The sequence below is a fragment of the Streptomyces sp. NPDC006140 genome (genome assembly GCF_040628815.1).
Lineage (GTDB): Bacteria > Actinomycetota > Actinomycetes > Streptomycetales > Streptomycetaceae > Streptomyces.
The window spans coordinates 481,790-495,033 of record NZ_JBEXTS010000001.1; the positions used below are offsets into that span (position 1 = coordinate 481,790).

The window sequence follows — 13,244 nt, forward strand, 5'->3', positions numbered from 1 at the left end:
TCGCTGTCGTAGCTGGGCGTCGTCGCTGGGGGCCGCGCCGCTCCCCATGGTCCACCTCGGGACCGTGAAACGTCATCTCTACCGGGCGGTAACCCGAGCGTGAGATCGACTCCGTGCCGGCTCCGTGACGTATGGGGCGAATACCTTCGAGTCTCGTACCCACAGACGATTCCCAAACGCCCAAACAGGGCAGAAAGGTGTGGTGTGCGTCACCTCGGACCATGATGGTGTGCCTGGAGTTGCGGTGACACGGCCAGGATCGTCACCGTTTCGGCGGTCTGAACGGCCGGGTACTTGCGCGATCCGCCCCGCCCGTGTGGACTACGGCCAATGCTTCGCGCACGCGCGTGGCTGAGTTATTTCCCAAGACATGATCAGGAGGCAACCCGTGAGCGCGACCGCGGACCACGCGGAGGAGCGGACGAACCCTGCCGCCAGGCTGGGGTTCCAGCCCGGGCAGGTGGTCCAGGAGATCGGCTACGACGACGACGTGGATCAGGAGCTCCGCGAGGCCATCGAGGGCATCATCGAGAGCGACCTGGTGGACGAGGACTACGACGACGTGGCCGACGCCGTTGTGCTGTGGTTCCGTGACGACGACGGCGACCTGACGGATGCGCTGGTCGATGCCACCACGTACATCGAAGAGGGCGGTGCCATCCTGCTCCTCACGCCGAAGACCGGCCGTTCGGGCTATGTGGAGCCGAGCGACATCTCGGAAGCCGCCACGACGGCGGGTCTGACGGCGTCCAAGAGCGTCAGCGTCGGCAAGGACTGGAGCGGCAGCCGGCTGGCGACGCCGAAGGCGGCGAAGTCCAAGCGTTAGCCGTTCGGGCGGGGCGGGCCGGCACCGTCGGCCCGCCCACCGGTCCGTCCCGGGCCCTGCGTAGGGTGGTCCCACCCCAGAAGCCCCAGGAAGGGACACCCACGACGATGGCGATCCAGGCCGGCGAGAAGGCCCCCGACTTCGAGCTCAAGGACAACCACGGCAGGGCCGTGCGGCTGTCCGACTTCCGCGGTTCTCACAACGTCGTCCTGCTCTTCTACCCCTTCGCCTTCACCGGCGTGTGCACCGGCGAGCTGTGCGAGCTGCGCGACAACCTGCCGCAGTTCTCCGACCGCGACACCCAGCTGCTCGCCGTCTCCAACGACTCCATCCACACCCTGCGCGTCTTCGCCGAGCAGGAGGGCCTCGAATACCCCCTGCTGTCGGACTTCTGGCCGCACGGCAACGTCTCGCGCGCCTACGGCGTCTTCGACGAGGACAAGGGCTGCGCGGTGCGCGGCACCTTCGTCATCGACAAGGAGGGCGTCGTGCGGTGGACGGTCGTCAACGGCCTGCCGGACGCGCGCGACCTCAACGACTACGTGAAGGCGCTCGACTCCCTGTGACGCCGGTCGGGCGGCATGCGCTCGACACCCGCCGAATTGTCGGCTTCAGGGCCTGCGAGGGGCGGGAACCCGTCACTAGGATCGACTCGTTGATCCGACATCCGAGCACAACGGGGCATCCCGCCCCTGGACACCAATGGAGGACTCGTGGGAGTCAGCCTCAGCAAGGGCGGCAACGTATCGCTGACCAAGGAGGCGCCGGGCCTGACCGCGGTCATCGTAGGTCTGGGGTGGGACGTCCGGACCACGACCGGCACCGACTTCGACCTGGACGCCAGCGCGCTGCTGCTGAACAACTCCGGCAAGGTCGCCAGCGACCAGCACTTCATCTTCTTCAACAACCTCAAGAGCCCGGACGGCTCCGTCGAGCACACCGGTGACAACCTCACCGGTGAGGGCGAGGGCGACGACGAGCAGATCAAGGTCAACCTCGCCGGCGTCCCGGCCGACGTCGAGAAGATCGTCTTCCCGGTCTCCATCTACGACGCCGAGACCCGCCAGCAGTCCTTCGGCCAGGTGCGCAACGCGTTCATCCGCGTCGTGAACCAGGCCGGCGGCGCCGAGATCGCCCGGTACGACCTGAGCGAGGACGCCTCCACCGAGACCGCCATGGTCTTCGGCGAGCTCTACCGGCACGGCGCGGAGTGGAAGTTCCGCGCCATCGGCCAGGGCTACGCCTCGGGCCTGCGCGGCATCGCGCAGGACTTCGGCGTGAACGTCTGAGCCGCCCGCAGGGCCCTGGCGACAGGGCCCGAAGGCCTTCCTGTCCGGCGCCGCACGGTTTACGTGCGGCGCCGGACGTGCAGGACCACCTCAGTAACACCATCCGGGGAGGGACATCAGCATGGGCGTCACACTTGCCAAAGGGGGCAACGTCTCCCTGTCCAAGGCCGCACCGAACCTCACTCAGGTGATGGTCGGTCTCGGCTGGGACGCGCGCTCCACCACCGGAGCGCCCTTCGACCTCGACGCCAGCGCGCTGATGTGCAGCGGCGGCCGCGTGCTCGGGGACGAGTGGTTCGTCTTCTACAACCAGCTCAAGAGCCCGGACGGCTCGGTCGAGCACACCGGTGACAACCTCACCGGAGAGGGCGACGGCGACGACGAGTCGCTCCTGATCGACCTGTCCAAGGTCCCGCCGCACTGCGACAAGATCGTCTTTCCCGTCTCCATCCACCTGGCCGACGAGCGCGGCCAGACCTTCGGCCAGGTCAGCAACGCCTTCATCCGTGTGGTGAACCAGGCGGACGGCCAGGAACTCGCCCGCTACGACCTCAGCGAGGACGCCTCCACGGAGACCGCGATGATCTTCGGCGAGGTTTATCGCTACCAGGCCGAGTGGAAGTTCAGGGCCGTCGGGCAGGGGTACGCGTCGGGTCTGCGCGGCATCGCCATGGACTTCGGAGTCAACGTCTCCTGACGCGATATGAGCAAAATGCAGGGCCTCGTGGGGTGCGGAAGGGGCCCGACTAGACTTCGGCTTCAAAGTTTCGTAAAGCCGGGTACGGCGCGGGGGAGCCCCGTACACACACGATTGGGTAGCCAGTGGTTCTGAAAACCTTCGGGTGGTCGTTCGCGGTCACCGCGCTCGGCCTGGTCGCAGCGGTCTTCTACGGAGGGTGGACCGCGTTCGGCGTCGTAGCGATCCTGTCCGTCCTCGAGATCTCGCTGTCCTTCGACAACGCGGTGGTCAACGCCGGGATCCTGAAGAAGATGAATGCCTTCTGGCAGAAGATCTTCCTCACGATCGGCATCCTGATCGCCGTCTTCGGCATGCGACTGGTCTTCCCCGTCGTGATCGTCGCGCTCAGCGCCCAGCTGGGCCCGATCGAGGCCGTCGACCTCGCGCTCACCGACAAGGACCAGTACCAGCAGTACGTCACCGACGCCCACCCGTCGATCGCCGCCTTCGGTGGCATGTTCCTGCTGATGATCTTCCTGGACTTCATCTTCGAGGACCGGGACATCAAGTGGCTCGGCTGGCTGGAGCGTCCCCTGGCCAAGCTCGGCAAGGTCGACATGCTGTCGGTCTGCATCGCCCTGATCGTCCTGCTGATCTCCGCGATCACCTTCGGCGCCAACGCCCACCAGCACGGCGGCACCCATGCCGACAAGGCGGAGACCGTCCTGCTCTCCGGCATCGCAGGCCTGATCACCTACATGATCGTCGGTGGCCTCTCCGGCTACTTCGAGGACAAGCTCGAAGAGGAGGAGGAGCGCGAGCACGAGGCCGAGGAGAAGGCCGCGCGCGAGGGCAAGCCCAAGTCGGCGGTCAAGCTCGCCGGCAAGGCCGCGTTCTTCATGTTCCTCTACCTCGAGGTCCTGGACGCGTCCTTCTCCTTCGACGGCGTCATCGGCGCCTTCGCCATCACCAACGACATCGTCCTGATGGCCCTCGGCCTCGGCATCGGCGCCATGTACGTCCGGTCGCTCACCGTCTACCTGGTCCGCGAGGGCACCCTCGACGACTACGTCTACCTGGAGCACGGCGCGCACTACGCCATCGGCGCGCTCGCCATGGTCCTCCTGGTCACCATCCAGTACGAGATCAACGAGTTCATCACCGGCTCCATCGGCGTCATCCTGATCGGCGCCTCCTTCTGGTCCTCCGTGCGCCGCAACCGCGCCATCGCGGCGGCCGAGGGAAAAGCCGGCTCGGACGAGAAGACTGAAATCTCGTCCGGGGTGTGACACCCCTCCGGGAGAGGAACGCTCTGTGCGGGGCGGCCACCGAGGTGACTCCTCGGCGGCCGCCCCGTCGGTCGTCAACGGCCGTGGGTACGCCGATGACCTGCGGTCTCCAAGTGAACGTGGGGGCGGAATGGGCCTGTTCGACGGACTCCGGCGCGGCGATGTGCAGTTCGACTCGGGCAACGCGAACACCAACGCGATCGAGCTGACCAAGCGGCGCGCGCAGATATCACTCACCAAACAGGACGCGGCCAACGGCCATCTACGGGTCAACCTGAGCTGGCGCATGCGCACGTCCGACATCGGCGGCCCGCAGCGCGAGAGCCTGCTGCGCCACCCCTTCAGGGCACTGAAGCCGCCGGAGGTCATCGGCCACAGCCAGAGCGTCGTCAACGTCGACCTCGACCTGGGTTGCCTGTACGAGCTCCAGGACGGCTCCAAGGGCGTCGTCCAGCCCCTCGGCGGCTACTTCGGCGACGTCAACGCCCCGCCGTACGTCAAGCTCAGCGGCGACGACCGCTTCGGCTCGGGGTCCGGCGAGACGATGTACATCAACCTCGACCACCGCGACAGCATCAAGCGGCTCCTGGTCTTCGTCTACATCTACGACCAGACACCCGCCTTCGACCGTGCCCACGCCATCGTCACGCTCTACCCGAGCAACGGCCCGCGCATCGAGATCCACCTCGACGAACGCCAGCCGCAGGCCCGCTCCTGCGCCGTCGTCATGATCGAGAAGGTCAAGAACGAGATCATCGTGCGCCGCGAGGCGAAGTTCGTCTACGGCTTCCAGGCGGAGCTGGACCGGCTGTACGGCTGGGGGCTCCAGTGGGGGCGGGGCTACAAGACGAAGGTCTAGAACCTGTCGGTCACCTGATCTGTACGACAGGCCCTAGCGTCCGATGAACTGCGGTCCCTGCGGGGGCAGGCGGAAGTCGGGGTCGGGGGCCGCGGTGACCGGCGACGGGTAGCCGTAGCCGGTCTGCGCCCCCGCGACGCCCGCCGTGGCCGGTGCCTGGGGGTAGCCGTAGCCGGGCCGGCTCGCGGGGTGCGGATAGCCGTACGCCGGCTGCGTCGTGGCGGGCTGGCTCGTCGCGGGCTGCTGGGGCGGGTACCCGTACCCCGGCTGCGCGGGCACCGCGGTCGGCTGCTCCGGCGGCAGCGGCCGGGACACCTCGGGGGAGGGCTGGACCGTGGCGGGGGGCTGCTGAGCGGGGCCGGCGGCCGTCGGCTGTGCGGGTGCCGGTGCCGGTGCCGGTGCGGTCGGGGATGCGGGCGTGGTCGCGGGCGTGGGTACCGTCGTCGTCGGCTCCTCCGCCGCCGCCTCCGACTCGTCCACCGAGATGCCGTAGTCGGTCGCGAGCCCCTTCAGCCCGTTCTCGTAGCCCTCGCCCAGCGCCCGGAACTTCCAGCCCTCCCCGCGCCGGTACAGCTCGCCGCAGATCAACGCGGTCTCCTGGCCCGTCTCCGGCTTGACGTCGAAGTACGCCAGCGCCTCCGCACCGGTGTCCGCCGCGTCGTACAGCAGGATGCGCAGGGCCTGCACGCGGTCGAACGTGACGCCGTCCGCCGATGCGACCAGCAGAATCCGGCCGACCTCCGTCTCGACACCGGTGAGATCTGTCTGGATCGTGTCGGTCAGGCCCTCGGCGACCCGCTTCTTGCCGAGCCGCCACACCTTCCCGGAGGGGTGCCGGGGCTGGTTGTAGAAGACGAAGTCCTCGTCGGAGCGCACACGACCGTCGGGGCCGAGGAGCAGCGCGGAGGCATCGACGTCCGGAACCCCCTGCCCGGGTGTCCAGCGCAGCACGGCGCGCACCGTGGTGGCTTCCAGCGGGACGTTCGACCCCTTCAGCATCGCGTGCGTCATGCGGTCATCCTGCCTTCTCGGTCCTGCTCACGACAACGCGGGGGCCGTGCCGCCACGAGCGGCGCCGAGGGCGGACGGCGACTACCGTCGTCATGGCCGGGCCTGGCTGTGCTTGCCCGCGTTACCTGAAATTCATGCCTGACGGGAACCTCTGACATGGACTTCTACGTACTATTACCGGCCAGCTTTCGACGATTCGCAGGTCGCACAACCACCACGGGGGAGTTCCATGCGTCATTTCGGGCACATCGCCCCTGAGGTGCGGAAGCGTCTCTTCCACCGCGAGCCGTGCGTGTTCACTCCGGACTCCCCGGCCCGTCTGCTCTCGGCCGCCCTGGGCGCCACGCTCTACAGCCCGGCCACCCGGCCGCGTCTCGCCGACGACGTCCTCAAGCAGGGCGGACGCGGCGTGGTGTCGATGGTGCTGTGCCTGGAGGACTCGATCGACGACGCGGACGTCGGCCCCGGCGAGGAGAACCTGGTCCGCCAGTTCGGCGCCCTCGCCGGCCTCCCCGACGCGGACCTGCCGCTGCTGTTCATCCGGGTCCGCGCCCCCGAGCAGATCCCCGACCTGGTGCGACGCCTCGGCCCCGCCGTCCGCCTGCTGTCCGGATTCGTGCTGCCCAAGTTCACCGAGGAACGCGGCATCCCGTTCCTGGAGGCCCTGGCGACCGCCGAGGCCGAGAGCGGCCGTCGCCTTTTCGCCATGCCGGTGCTGGAGTCGCCGGAGCTGCTGTACCGGGAGACCCGCGTGGAGACCCTGGAGGGCATCTCCCGCGCGATCGACAAGTACCGCGACCGCGTCCTCGCCCTGCGCCTCGGCGTGACGGACTTCTGCTCCTCCTACGGGCTGCGCAGAGGCCCCGACATGACGGCCTACGACGTGCAGATCGTCGCCTCCGTGATCGCCGACGTGGTGAACATGCTGGGCCGCGCCGACGGCACCGGCTTCACGGTCACCGGGCCGGTGTGGGAGTACTTCCGGGTCCAGGAGCGCATGTTCAAGCCGCAGCTGCGGCAGAGCCCCTTCCTGGAGGTGCAGGCCGCGGACCTGCGCGCGAAGCTGATTGAGCACGCCATGGACGGCCTGCTCAGGGAGATCTCCCTGGACCACGCCAACGGCCTGCTGGGCAAGACCTGCATCCACCCCTCGCACGTGCTGCCGGTACACGCCCTGTCGGTCGTCAGCCACGAGGAGTTCTCGGACGCCCAGGACATCCTGCGCCCCGAGCGCGGCGGCGGGGGTGTCCTGAGGTCGGCCTACACGAACAAGATGAACGAGGTGAAGCCGCATCGGGCCTGGGCCGAGCGGACCCTGCTGCGTGCCGAGGTTTTCGGCGTGGCGAACGAGGACATCGGCTTCGTGGAACTGCTCGCGGCGGGGCTGCCGAGCTGAGTTTTCGAGTCAGGTACACCGGTGAACGCGACGCAGGGAATCCATGGAGAAGGCAGTGAACGAGGGGCCGCACCACGAGGTGCGCGACGGAGTCTGGTCGGGCAGCTGGGTCGCCGAGCGGCTCGGCGTCGAGCTGGCCGGTGACGACCACCTGACCGACCTGCTGGGACTGGCGCTGCGCCGCAACCCCAAGCGGGCCCACCTGCTGGTGTCGAACGTGCTGGGCAAGCACGTGCCGCAGTCGCCGTCCGTCGTGTACGGCCACGGGGTCGGGCTCGGCCGCCGGGTCCGTGACCTGCTGGGCGAGGAGGAGGCACGCGCGGCGGTCGTCCTCGGCTACGCGGAGACCGCGACCGGCCTCGGCCACTCCGTCGCCGACGGGCTGGGCCTCGCCCCCTGTCTGCACTCCACCCGCCGCCCGGTCGCCGGCCTCGCCCCGGCCGGCGGCTTCGAGGAGTCCCACTCGCACGCGACCTCGCACCTGCTGCTGCCGGAGGACCCCGCGCTGCTCACCGGCGCCGGGCCGCTGGTCCTCGTCGACGACGAGTTCTCCACGGGGAACACGGTGCTGAACACCATCCGGGACCTCCACGCGCGGTATCCGCGGCGGCGGTACGTGGTGGTGGCGCTGGTCGACATGCGGTCGGCGGCGGACGCCGGGCGGCTGGAGGACTTCGCCCGTGAGATCGGCGCGCGGGTGGATCTCGTGACAGCGGCCTCGGGGACGGTGCGGCTGCCCGAGGGGGTGCTGGAGAAGGGGCGCGAGCTGGTGGCGCGGTACGAGTCGGAGGGTTCGTCGGACAACGGCGTTGCCGTCGAGGCAGACCAGGAGGTCAACCCCTCAGGGGCGCGGGGAACTGCGCGACCAGCCCCCACCGGCCCGCACCCGGACGACAACGGCACCGGCCCCCACATCACCCGCGTGGACCTCCGCTGGCCCGCCGGGCTCCCCGACGGGGGACGACACGGCTTCACCCCGGCGCACCGCGCCCGGCTGGAAGCCGCCCTGCCCGGAATGGCGGCCCGGATCGCCGAGGCGCTGCCCGCCGGCGCCCGCCGCGTGCTCGTGCTCGGCTTCGAGGAGCTGATGTACGCCCCGCTGCGGCTCGCCGAGGCCCTGGAGCGGACCACGGACGCCGAGGTGCGCTACTCCACCACCACCCGTTCGCCCGTCCTCGCCGTCGACGACCCCGGCTACGCGATACGCACCCGCCTGGTCTTCCCCGCCCACGACGACCCCGCCGACGGCCCCGGCGAGCGGTACGCCTACAACGTCGCCGGCGCCGGCTTCGACGCCGTCGTCGCCGTCGTCGACTCGGCCGGGGACACCCCCGCGCTGCACGCGCCCGACGGCCTGCTGGCCCGGCTCGCCGCGCACACGCCGCGGGTCCTCCTCGCCGTCGTCCCGTCGTACGTCCCCGGGACCCGGCCCGCCCCCGAAAGGCCCTCCATGCTGCCCGAGCCCCTCCGCGGCCCCGCCTTCTCCTCGTACGCGCCCGAGGAGGTCGGCTGGCTGCTCCAGGACCTCTCGGACGTGACGCTGGAGGCGCCGACCGAGGAGCGCGAGGAGGCCATCCAGAGCGGCGGCGCGCACTACGCGGAGTCGCTGCCCGTGGAGTACCAGCCCAGCGAGCAGTACCAGGAGCTGTTCCACTCCGCGCTGGAGGAGTCGGCGGCCCGGATCGCCCGGGCGGTCGGCGTCGTCACCGAGACCGTCCTCGCCGAGCGGTCCCCGCGCCCGGTCCTGGTCTCCCTGGCCCGCGCCGGCACACCCGTCGGTATCCTGATGCGCCGCTGGGCCCAGCACCGGCACGGCCTCGACCTGCCGCACTACGCCGTGTCGATCGTCCGCGGCCGCGGCATCGACGCCAACGCGCTGCGCTGGCTCGCCGCACACCACGACCCCCGGGACGTCGTCTTCGTCGACGGCTGGACCGGCAAGGGCGCCATCACCCGCGAACTCGCCCAGGCGCTCACGGAGTTCGAGAAGTCCGACGGCATCACCGGCTTCGACCCGGAGATCGCCGTCCTGGCCGACCCCGGCTCCTGCGTACGCACCTACGGCACCCGCGAGGACTTCCTCATCCCCTCCGCCTGCCTCAACTCCACCGTCTCCGGCCTGATCTCACGGACCGTGCTGCGCGCGGACCTCGTGGGCCCGCACGATTACCACGGCGCGAAGTTCTACCGCGAACTCGCCGCCACCGACGTCTCGGTGGCCTTCCTGGACGCCGTCTCCGCCCGTTTCCCCGAGGTCGCGGACGCGGCCTGCGCCCAGGCCAAGGAACTGCTCGCCGCCGACCGCTCGCCCACCTGGGAGGGCTGGGCCGCCGTCGAACGCATCAGTGAGGAGTACGGCATCCACGACGTGAACCTCGTCAAGCCCGGCGTCGGCGAGACCACCCGGGTCATGCTGCGCCGCGTGCCCTGGAAGGTCCTGGCACGCGCCGGGGCGGGCAGCGACCTCGACCACGTCCGCCTGCTCGCCGAGCAACGCGGCGTGCCCGTCGAGGAGGTGGCCGACCTGCCCTACACCTGCGTCGGCCTGATCCACCCCAAGTACACCCGGGGCGCCACCGGCGCCGACGGCAAGGCGGTGACGGTCTGATGCCCGTACTCGTCGCGAGCGACCTCGACCGCACCCTGATCTACTCCTCCGCGGCCCTGGCGCTGACCATGCCCGACGCGCGGGCGCCCCGGCTGCTGTGCGTGGAGGTGCACGAGAGCAAGCCGCTGTCCTACATGACCGAGACGGCGGCCCGGCTCCTCACCGACCTGGGCGACGCGGCCGTGTTCGTGCCGACGACGACCCGCACCCGCAAGCAGTACCAGCGCATCAACCTGCCGGGCCCGGAGCCGACGTACGCGATCTGCGCCAACGGCGGGCACCTCATGGTGGACGGCGTCTCCGACCCCGACTGGCACGCGCAGGTGACCGCGCGGCTGGCCGACCAGTGCGCGCCCCTGGCCGAGGTGCAGGAGCACCTGCTGCGGGCCGCCGACCCGGTCTGGGTGCGCAAGCACCGCGTCGCCGACGACCTCTTCGCCTACCTCGTCGTCGAGCGGGAACTGCTGGACGAGGACTGGGTGAAGGAACTCGCGGTGTGGGCGGAGAACCGCGGCTGGACGGTGTCCCTCCAGGGCCGCAAGATCTACGCCGTGCCCAAGCCGCTCACCAAGAGCGCGGCGATGCGCGAGATCGCCCGGCGGACCGGGGCCGATCTCACGCTCGCCGCGGGTGACTCCCTGCTCGACACCGACCTGCTCCTCGCGGCGGACCAGGGCTGGCGGCCCGGTCACGGAGAGCTGGCCGACACCGGCTTCACGGCTCCCTCGGTCAGGGTGCTTCCCGACCGGGGTGTCCTCGCCGGGGAGCGGATCCTGCGGGAGTTTCTGGGGGCAGTACGGGGCGCCTGAGGACTCGGGTGTCCTGGTCGTCGTGCGGGTGCGGCTGCCCGGTGGCTTGTCGCGCGGTTCCCCGCGCCCCTTCGGGGCGCGTCCCCTTGGGGCGCCGCAGCAGCCGTACCGCGATGAACGCCGCCACCGCCACGGCCGCCACGGCGAGGACCACCTTGGAGTAGGCCGAGACGATGTCCGTGACCTGGTGCCAGTTCGCGCCGAGGAAGTAGCCCGCGAGGACGAACGCCGTGTTCCAGATCGCGCTGCCCAGCGTGGTCAGCCCCAGGAACACCGGCAGGCGCATGCGCTCGACACCCGCCGGCACGGAGATCAGACTGCGGAAGATCGGGATCATCCGGCCGAAGAACACGGCCTTGGTGCCGTGCTTCAGGAACCACGCCTCGGTCTTCTCGATGTCCGACACCTTCACCAGCGGAAGCCGGCCCGCGATCGCCACCGTCCGGTCGCGGCCGAGCAGCGCCCCGACCCCGTACAGCGCGAGCGCGCCGATCACCGAACCGGCCGTCGTCCACAGCAGGACGGCGAGCAGGCCCATCCGCCCGCTGCTCGCGGCGAACCCGGCGAGCGGCAGGATCACCTCGCTGGGCAGCGGCGGGAACAGGTTCTCCAGGGCGATGGCGAGACCGGCACCCGGCGCGCCCAGCGCGTCCATGAGGTCGTTGACCCACTGCGGTCCGGCGTCCGCGGCGATGGCTGTCATGCCGCCACGCTAGGAGACCGGACCTGAAGGGATCCTGAGGAAAGAGACCGGGGGGACGTCAGCCGCAGCAGCCGCCACCGCAGCAGCCGCCGCCTCCGCCGCCCGCGCGGGGCGCCGGGGCCGGGGCGGAGGCCGAGCCGGCCACCGCGACCGTGGAGAGGAGCTTCACCGTGTCGTCGTGACCCGAGGGGCATGCCGCGGGGGCGGCGGACTCCGCCATGGGACGGCTCAGTTCGAAGGTGTCGCCGCAGGTCCGGCAGCGGTACTCGTAGCGAGGCATGCGCACAGGTTAACCGGCCTGCCGCGGCTGTCGCAGGGCTCGGGAGCGGGCTCAGTGGCCGGCTGCTCCGCGTTCCTCGCGGATCCGGGAGACCACGTCGGCCACCGCCCGGCGTACCCCTTCGGTCTCCGTGAGGAAGTGCCAGTAGTCGGGGTGGCGGCCCTCCAGGGTGGCGACGGCGCGTTCCAGGCGCGCCACCGCGTCGTCCAGGGGCCGGGCGTGACGCGGGTCGGGGGTGTTGCGGCCGGCCATGGCGAGGCGCTGGGCGTCGCGGATGGCGAAGCGGGTGCGGTCGATCTCCTGCTGGGGGTCCTTCTGCACGGCGTTCAGCCGGTGCAGCCGGTCGCCGGCGGCCGAGACGGCCTCGTCGGTGGTGTTCAGCAGGGCCCGTACGGTCGACAGCAGGGCCGTCGCGTCGGCCCAGCGCTGCTCGTCCCGGGCGGTGCGGGCCTCGGCCAGCTTCACCTCGGCACGGCGGACGTTCTCGACGGCGACGTCGGGGACCTGCTGCAGGTCCTGCCAGCAGGCCACGGTGAAGCGGCGGCGCAGTTCGCTCAGGATCGGCGGGACCTGCTCGGAGCGGGTGGTGAGGGCCTGGGCGCGGGTGCGCAGGGAGACGAGCCGGTGGTCGATCTCGGCGGCCCGGCCGGGCAGCCGCTCGGCCTCCACGCGGACCGCCTCGGCCTCCCGAGTGACCCGCTCGGCGCGCTCCAGGGTCTGCGGTACGCCGTGCTGTCCGGCGCCCTGGTTCAGCTTGGTCAGCTCCGGGGAGAGGGCGGCGAGCCGGGCGGCGAGGTCGTCCGCCTTCAGGCCGGAGGCGCGCACCGCGTCGAGGGCGTCGGAGGCGGCCAGCAGGCCCTGGCGGGCACGCTCGACCGCGGGGGCGAGGCGGGCCAGCTGGGTCTCGGCCTTGCCGAGCAGCGGGCCGAGGCCGTCGGCGAAGCGGTCCAGCTCCTGCTTGACCCGGCCGAGCTCCTCCTTGGCGGCGGTCAGCTCGGAGCGGGCGCGGGAGGCCGCCGAGGCCTCCAGGTCGTCGCGGTCGAGGTCGTGGGCGTCGACGGCGTTGATGTACCGGCTGCTGGCCTCGTCGATGCGGCGGCCGAGGGCGTCGAAGTCGGTGACGGCGCGCCGGGCGGCGGGCGAATCGTCGACGGCGGTGATCGTCTCGATCGAGATGCGCAGATCGCGCTGGGCGGTGTCCAGCTCGTAGAAGGCGGCCGCGGCGGCGTCCTTCGCGGCCTGTGCCTCGGCCCGCTGGCCCTCGGCCCGGCCGCCGAACCAGCGCCGGGTGCCGCCGCCCGCGAAGGCGGCGGGCAGGGCCAGGGCGGCCAGCAGGGGCAGCACGGTCAGGGTGAGCGTGTCCCGGAGCGGGCCGGGGGTGCGGGGGAGGCGGCGGCGCGGACGATGTGCGCGCGGCACCGACGGCGAGTACGGCTGCGCTGGTGTCGCCGTCACATCCCTCTCCCGTGCTGTGGTCCACCCTGCCCCGTGTCAT

General features: G+C 70.9%; 13 protein-coding genes. 9 read left to right on the plus strand and 4 right to left on the minus strand.

Annotated features, from left to right (window positions below; translation table 11 throughout):
* The first annotated feature begins 388 nt into the window (after positions 1-388).
* The 6 genes from ABZ386_RS02275 (at position 389) to ABZ386_RS02300 (ending at position 4,942) form a co-directional block, all read left to right on the plus strand.
* Positions 389-826 carry a DUF3052 domain-containing protein gene (locus tag ABZ386_RS02275; protein WP_198678141.1) on the plus strand — a complete coding sequence of 146 codons (438 nt, stop codon included), beginning with the start codon at positions 389-391 and terminating at the stop codon, positions 824-826.
* A 107-nt stretch (positions 827-933) separates the two neighbouring features.
* Positions 934-1,392, plus strand: coding sequence for a peroxiredoxin (locus ABZ386_RS02280; protein ID WP_351332657.1), 459 nt, complete (start codon positions 934-936; stop codon positions 1,390-1,392).
* 147 nt (positions 1,393-1,539) lie between these two features.
* Entirely contained in the window at positions 1,540-2,115 is a 576-nt protein-coding gene (locus ABZ386_RS02285) for a calcium homeostasis/redox stress adaptation protein (RefSeq protein WP_351332655.1), read from the plus strand.
* 121 nt (positions 2,116-2,236) lie between these two features.
* Positions 2,237-2,812: a TerD family protein gene (locus ABZ386_RS02290; protein WP_351332652.1), complete on the plus strand. Its 576-nt coding sequence runs from the start codon at positions 2,237-2,239 to the stop codon at positions 2,810-2,812.
* 125 nt (positions 2,813-2,937) lie between these two features.
* Complete coding sequence (locus tag ABZ386_RS02295; RefSeq protein ID WP_114252027.1) at positions 2,938-4,083, plus strand: DUF475 domain-containing protein; 1,146 nt, start codon at positions 2,938-2,940, stop codon at positions 4,081-4,083.
* Positions 4,084-4,213: 130 nt separating this feature from the next.
* Complete coding sequence (locus tag ABZ386_RS02300; protein WP_351332648.1) at positions 4,214-4,942, plus strand: Tellurium resistance; 729 nt, start codon at positions 4,214-4,216, stop codon at positions 4,940-4,942.
* Positions 4,943-4,975: 33 nt separating this feature from the next.
* Here ABZ386_RS02300 and ABZ386_RS02305 read toward each other — a convergent pair whose 3' ends face one another.
* Complete coding sequence (locus ABZ386_RS02305; protein ID WP_358963213.1) at positions 4,976-5,953, minus strand: TerD family protein; 978 nt, start codon at positions 5,951-5,953, stop codon at positions 4,976-4,978.
* A 229-nt stretch (positions 5,954-6,182) separates the two neighbouring features.
* On the opposite strand from ABZ386_RS02305, the gene ABZ386_RS02310 reads away from it, so the two are divergent.
* Genes ABZ386_RS02310 through ABZ386_RS02320 form a run of 3 tightly spaced genes read left to right on the plus strand, consistent with a single transcriptional unit; the run spans position 6,183 to position 10,766 of the window.
* Positions 6,183-7,349, plus strand: a complete 1,167-nt coding sequence (locus ABZ386_RS02310; RefSeq protein ID WP_355719415.1) for an HpcH/HpaI aldolase/citrate lyase family protein — start codon at positions 6,183-6,185, stop codon at positions 7,347-7,349.
* Positions 7,350-7,392: 43 nt separating this feature from the next.
* On the plus strand, positions 7,393-9,957 hold the full coding sequence (locus tag ABZ386_RS02315) for a phosphoribosyltransferase (RefSeq protein WP_358963215.1): 2,565 nt from the start codon (positions 7,393-7,395) through the stop codon (positions 9,955-9,957).
* Positions 9,957-10,766, plus strand: coding sequence for an HAD family hydrolase (locus tag ABZ386_RS02320; RefSeq protein ID WP_351332637.1), 810 nt, complete (start codon positions 9,957-9,959; stop codon positions 10,764-10,766). Before ABZ386_RS02315 ends, ABZ386_RS02320 begins: the two co-directional genes overlap by 1 nt.
* Here the strand turns inward: ABZ386_RS02320 and ABZ386_RS02325 are convergent.
* Genes ABZ386_RS02325 through ABZ386_RS02335 form a run of 3 tightly spaced genes read right to left on the minus strand, consistent with a single transcriptional unit; the run spans position 10,687 to position 13,204 of the window.
* Positions 10,687-11,469 (minus strand): DedA family protein, encoded by a 783-nt coding sequence (locus tag ABZ386_RS02325; protein ID WP_351332634.1) that lies wholly within the window; start codon positions 11,467-11,469, stop codon positions 10,687-10,689. The two genes, ABZ386_RS02320 and ABZ386_RS02325, sit on opposite strands and share 80 nt — an antisense overlap.
* Positions 11,470-11,527: 58 nt before the next feature.
* On the minus strand, positions 11,528-11,749 hold the full coding sequence (locus ABZ386_RS02330; RefSeq protein ID WP_114252013.1) for a zinc ribbon domain-containing protein: 222 nt from the start codon (positions 11,747-11,749) through the stop codon (positions 11,528-11,530).
* Positions 11,750-11,800: 51 nt separating this feature from the next.
* Entirely contained in the window at positions 11,801-13,204 is a 1,404-nt protein-coding gene (locus tag ABZ386_RS02335) for a hypothetical protein (RefSeq protein ID WP_351332630.1), read from the minus strand.
* Positions 13,205-13,244 lie beyond the last annotated feature (40 nt).

Excerpts from the sequence above, each read along its gene's own strand:
- ABZ386_RS02280 (WP_351332657.1), top strand. The coding sequence starts at position 934 with ATGGCGATCCAGGCCGGCGAGAAGGCCCCCGACTTCGAGCTCAAGGAC.
- ABZ386_RS02290 (WP_351332652.1), top strand. The coding sequence starts at position 2,237 with ATGGGCGTCACACTTGCCAAAGGGGGCAACGTCTCCCTGTCCAAGGCC.
- ABZ386_RS02300 (WP_351332648.1), top strand. The coding sequence starts at position 4,214 with ATGGGCCTGTTCGACGGACTCCGGCGCGGCGATGTGCAGTTCGACTCG.
- ABZ386_RS02305 (WP_358963213.1), bottom strand. The coding sequence starts at position 5,953 with ATGACGCACGCGATGCTGAAGGGGTCGAACGTCCCGCTGGAAGCCACC.
- ABZ386_RS02310 (WP_355719415.1), top strand. The coding sequence starts at position 6,183 with ATGCGTCATTTCGGGCACATCGCCCCTGAGGTGCGGAAGCGTCTCTTC.
- ABZ386_RS02315 (WP_358963215.1), top strand. The coding sequence starts at position 7,393 with ATGGAGAAGGCAGTGAACGAGGGGCCGCACCACGAGGTGCGCGACGGA.
- ABZ386_RS02320 (WP_351332637.1), top strand. The coding sequence starts at position 9,957 with ATGCCCGTACTCGTCGCGAGCGACCTCGACCGCACCCTGATCTACTCC.
- ABZ386_RS02325 (WP_351332634.1), bottom strand. The coding sequence starts at position 11,469 with ATGACAGCCATCGCCGCGGACGCCGGACCGCAGTGGGTCAACGACCTC.
- ABZ386_RS02330 (WP_114252013.1), bottom strand. The coding sequence starts at position 11,749 with ATGCCTCGCTACGAGTACCGCTGCCGGACCTGCGGCGACACCTTCGAA.